The organism is Butyrivibrio sp. (assembly GCF_024699075.1).
Window position 1 is genome coordinate 1 of sequence record NZ_JAILQF010000022.1, and the last position, 4536, is coordinate 4536.

Genomic DNA, 4536 nt, shown 5'->3' on the forward strand with positions numbered 1-4536 from the left:
ATTTAACGAATTTGAATAAGAAAAAATGTAAAGATACACATACAAAAAAAGACACTTCTTAGAATCTCTTCTAAAAAGTGTCTTATAATTATATACCTTATTGCTGACTATTAGTCTGCTACGTATGGCATAATTGCAAGATGTCTTGCACGCTTAATAGCAACAGTGATCTCTCTCTGGTGCTTAGCGCAGTTTCCTGTGATTCTTCTAGGAAGAATCTTTCCGCTCTCGGAAACATACTTCTTAAGTGTTGCTGCATCCTTGTAATCAATTGCATGATCCTTACCACAGAATACGCAAACTTTCTTTCTTCTGTGCATGCCACCTTTTCTACGAGGTGCTTCGGATCTTTCTTTATTGAAAGCCATTTGGTTTGCCTCCTATCAAATTCTAGTCAGCTTAAACTGCTGACCATTAGTTGAACGGCAGTTCTTCATCAATTCCATCAGGAATATTCATGAAACCATCAGCTGCCGCTACAGGTGCTGCAGATCCAGATGCTGCTGGCTGGGAATAATCTCCCTGTCCGCTGCTGTTCTTACTTTCTGCGAACTCCTGATCTTCTACAACGACTTCTGTAGTATATACTTTGACGCCATCCTTGTTTGTGTAAGAACCAGTTTCAATTCTACCTGTTACACAAATCTTGGTTCCCTTGTGAAAATACTTCTCAGCAAATTCACCGGCTTTACCAAAAGCTTTACAGGAAATGAAATCTGCTGTCTGCTGTCCGTCACCGTTATCTCTTCTTGAGAATCTACGATCAACTGCCAGTGTGTATCTTGCGATTGCAAGTGGGTTTTCTCCCTGACTGTATCTTACATCCGGATCTCTTGTTAAACGTCCCATAAGTATAACTTTATTCATCTGTCTTGTCCTCTTTCTTATGCCTCGTCGTTTCTAACGCATAAGTATCTGATGACGTTGTCCACAATGCGAACACGTGACTCGAGCTCAGCTGGAACTGTTGCTTCAGCGTCGAACTGGATGAAGTAATAGAAACCTTCAGTCTGCTTCTGAATCTCATAAGCAAGCTTTTTCTTACCCCAATCGTCTACGTTCGTAACTGTGCCTCCGAAACGCTCGATCAGTGCCTTGCACTTGTCAACGGCCTTTGTTTTTGCTTCATCATCAACATTTGCGCTGACAACAACGGCTAATTCGTACTTGTTCATGCTGTTGTTACCTCCTTTTGGTCTCTGGCTTCCGCCTGCATGTGCAGCGTGTGATACATATAATAATGCTGCAGCAGAAGCAAGGAATTTATATCACGGAGTTTCATAATAGCATGAACAGCCTTTATTTGCAAGCTTTTTAACGTAAAATTGCATTTTTCATTCAAAAGATCAAATTGTCAGATAATTAGTTTAATCTTTATGCCTGATCGCTTTTACGTTTTTTTCCAGTGCTGTTCTGGCAATCATTATCTGATGCCCGCATCCTACGCATTTAAGTCTGAAATCCGCTCCGTTTCTTAAGACTTCCCACTCAAATGATCCGCATGGATGCTTTTTCTTTAGAGTTACAATATCTCCTACTTCTATTTGCATATATATCCTCGTGTTTCTTGAACCCTCATGGAAGCTGGTCAAAGACTTCTCCTATACTTCCCTGTACCAAAAGGTCTGCCTGAGAATCTCTTGGTGTTGCAGATTTATTGACTACGACAAGCTTATCACCCTTGTAATAATCTATAAGTCCTGCAGCAGGATATACTGCCAGTGAAGTTCCACCTATTATAAGAACATCTGCATTTGATATAAATGATACAGCCTGCTCTATGACATTCATATCAAGTCCTTCTTCATAAAGGACAACATCAGGTCTTACCATTCCGCCGCATTCGCAGTAAGGAATAGTTGTTTCTGAGTTAATGACGTAATCTATATCATAGCGCTTACCACACTTTAAGCAGTAATTTCTTAAAGTGCTTCCGTGGAGTTCTAATACATTTTTAGATCCTGCAGCCTGGTGTAATCCGTCTATATTCTGCGTTACAACTGCTTTTAACTTGCCCTCTTTTTCCCACTGTGCAAGTTTTATATGGGCTTTATTGGGCTTTGCCCCCTGATATATCATTCTGTCTTTATAAAATTCATAGAATTCTTCAGGTTTTCTTGTAAGGAAAGTATGACTTACGATCTGTTCAGGCGGATATTTGTATTTCTGGTTGTACAATCCGTCCTGACTTCTGAAATCGGGAATACCACTTTCTGTTGATACGCCTGCACCGCCGAAGAATACTATGTTATCGGTCTGTCTGATAATCTCTTTCAGTCTTTCAATTTCTTCACTCATAAGAAAACTCCTTTCCTATCAGAATCCTGCCTTTTTAAGAAGATCAGCAAGTGTTGTTGTAGCTTCTCCTTCACTCTTATATTCAATTTCTTCTTCCGTGATCTCTTTGGCCATGACATCATCAAGTGCCTTCATGGAAAGTGAAAGCTTACCATCTTTAATAGCAATTACTTTAACTTTAACCTTCTGTCCAACTTTAAGAACAGAGCTTGGATGAGCAATTCTCTGATTTGCTATCTGTGAGATATGGACAAGTCCTGAAAGTCCGTTTCCAAGATCTATGAAGGCTCCATAGTTCTGAAGGCTCTCTACAGTTCCTTCTGTTACAAGACCTACTTCAACATTTGATACTTTAGTAAGTCTTTCTTCATCAGCTTTTTTTCTCAAAATCTCTTTGGCAGAAAGAACGAGCTTGCTGTTCTCTTCATCTACTGTGATAACCTGAACGTCGATGGTCTTGCCAACATAATTTTCAAGATCATTCTCTTCTACAAAAGAAAGTGCAAGCTTTGATGCAGGTATGAAAGCTCTAACGCCTTCAAGATAAGCTACAACACCTGCTTTTACAGCTTCAGATACCTTAACACTTACCACTTCTCCAGATTCAAGGAGACCTTTAAATTTATCCCAGGCAAGCACCTTATTAGCCTCTTTTTTGGAAAGAAGGATATTGCCTCTTCCATCATCCATACGCTTTATTGTTGCTGAGATCTTGTCTCCTGCATGAATATCATTTCTGATAGAAAAATGCGGATCATCAGACAGATCTTCAAGCTTTATGATTCCTGGTGCGTAGTAATCAAGATCTACTGTGACGCTTGTCTCTTCAACTCCTGAAACTATTCCTTCTACTACATCTCCAACTTCGAGTTTTCTGAAAGATCTCTCAAGTACATCTGCATAATCTTCCATAGACTCCTGTTTCTGATTCTCTGAATTTGTAACTTCGTTTAAGTTCTTTTCTTCCATAACCCTTTTACCTTCCTCTTGCCTTAATTATTATGTTTTATTTATGTCTTTAAGATTTTACAAGCTTACTGCATCTTCTCGCTTATCATATTTATTTTATCACTAATTTCTTCATCACCTGTAAGATCATAGACCATCATATAGCAGTCATTTGCCTGCATAAAATTGCCATTTTGCTCAGCTTCTTCTCCTGCTTTTATCAAAAGAGCAAGTGTCACATTAGACGGTCCCTTTTCTATATTATTATCTTCCAGGATTTTCAATATCTGCTCAGGAGACTCTTGTCCCATAGGCTTATTGAGCGCTGTTTCAAGGTACTTAATCTCATCTTCTGCAGCCTGACTCTTCTGAAAGTAGGTACTGTATCTGTATATAGCAGCTGCTAGATATGGCTTATAATTTTCAAGATAATACCAGCCAAGGTTTCTATAATATGTGGCAAGTTCTGCCCTTGTGCAGCACAGCTTGTACATATCCTGAGTATACTTATATTCACCTTCTATATCTCCAAGGCGCTTACAGCAGATAATGATTCCGGAAATAGCTTCAAAGCTAACCGGATTTTCCATATTTGCTGCAAGAAATTCCTGCAGAGCTTCATTATTTTTTTGCTCAGTCAAAAGAGAATTAGCCTTATCAAGGTGAGGCCTTGAAAGGTCTTCTTCTGATATCTCATATTCACCGGGATTCATATAATATTCATATAGAAAGACCTCTGAAATGTGTCTTAGTGATAAACTCAGCATAATACTTGGTCATCCCCCATACAGAAAAATAAATGCAATAAAATTATAGCACATAATAATAGCTTAGGCTTGCAGTTTACAGCGTCTTTCCATATCAGGTGAATCACACATTCAAGAATCTAAAATTTATTAAAATATTAGAAAGAGTAAGTAAAAACCCTTGCTTTATACGCTTTTAAACTTAATAATATAAAGGTTGTAATTATAAGTTATTTAATTCAAACTTTGCACTTTATAAACTATATTTTCACTTGCAAATTTGATTTATTTAAATCTATAAGGGGGATTTATGGCAGCTTATTTATTCGTTCACTTTACAGGTGAGCACAAAGATGGCGAGCAGGTTTACTTTTCCTTAAGTAAAGATGGCCTTTTCTTTACTGATCTTAATAACGGCCAGCCTGTTCTTTATTCAAATATCGGCATGAAAGGAGTCAGGGATCCTTTTATTGTAAGAAATTCTGATACAGGAAAATATTATCTTATAGCAACAGACTTAAGGATAGAATCAGGAATATCCTGG

Annotated in this window: 7 protein-coding genes and 1 pseudogene; 1 reads left to right on the forward strand and 7 read right to left on the reverse strand. The window is 38.1% G+C overall.

What is annotated here, in order from left to right; translation table 11 throughout:
• Positions 1-110: 110 nt before the first annotated feature.
• The 7 genes from rpsR to K6G87_RS00740 all read right to left on the reverse strand — a co-directional run bounded on the left by rpsR (position 111) and on the right by K6G87_RS00740 (position 4013).
• Positions 111-368: a 30S ribosomal protein S18 gene (gene rpsR, locus K6G87_RS00710; protein WP_022754808.1), complete on the reverse strand. Its 258-nt coding sequence runs from the start codon at positions 366-368 to the stop codon at positions 111-113.
• A 46-nt stretch (positions 369-414) separates the two neighbouring features.
• A complete protein-coding gene (locus tag K6G87_RS00715; RefSeq protein ID WP_296832509.1) occupies positions 415-867 on the reverse strand; it encodes a single-stranded DNA-binding protein in 453 nt (150 codons plus the stop codon).
• 17 nt (positions 868-884) lie between these two features.
• On the reverse strand, positions 885-1175 hold the full coding sequence (gene rpsF, locus K6G87_RS00720) for a 30S ribosomal protein S6 (RefSeq protein ID WP_022759695.1): 291 nt from the start codon (positions 1173-1175) through the stop codon (positions 885-887).
• Between the two features lie 192 nt (positions 1176-1367).
• On the reverse strand, positions 1368-1550 hold the full coding sequence (locus K6G87_RS00725; protein WP_296832515.1) for a DUF951 domain-containing protein: 183 nt from the start codon (positions 1548-1550) through the stop codon (positions 1368-1370).
• Between the two features lie 25 nt (positions 1551-1575).
• Positions 1576-2298: an NAD-dependent protein deacylase gene (locus tag K6G87_RS00730; protein ID WP_296832518.1), complete on the reverse strand. Its 723-nt coding sequence runs from the start codon at positions 2296-2298 to the stop codon at positions 1576-1578.
• Between the two features lie 18 nt (positions 2299-2316).
• Complete coding sequence (locus tag K6G87_RS00735) at positions 2317-3267, reverse strand: S1 RNA-binding domain-containing protein (protein WP_296832521.1); 951 nt, start codon at positions 3265-3267, stop codon at positions 2317-2319.
• Between the two features lie 65 nt (positions 3268-3332).
• Positions 3333-4013, reverse strand: a complete 681-nt coding sequence (locus tag K6G87_RS00740) for a hypothetical protein (protein ID WP_296832524.1) — start codon at positions 4011-4013, stop codon at positions 3333-3335.
• 289 nt (positions 4014-4302) lie between these two features.
• Between K6G87_RS00740 and K6G87_RS00745 the strand changes: the two are divergent.
• A pseudogene (locus K6G87_RS00745) lies at positions 4303-4536 on the forward strand (glycoside hydrolase family 43 protein); the annotation flags it as partial.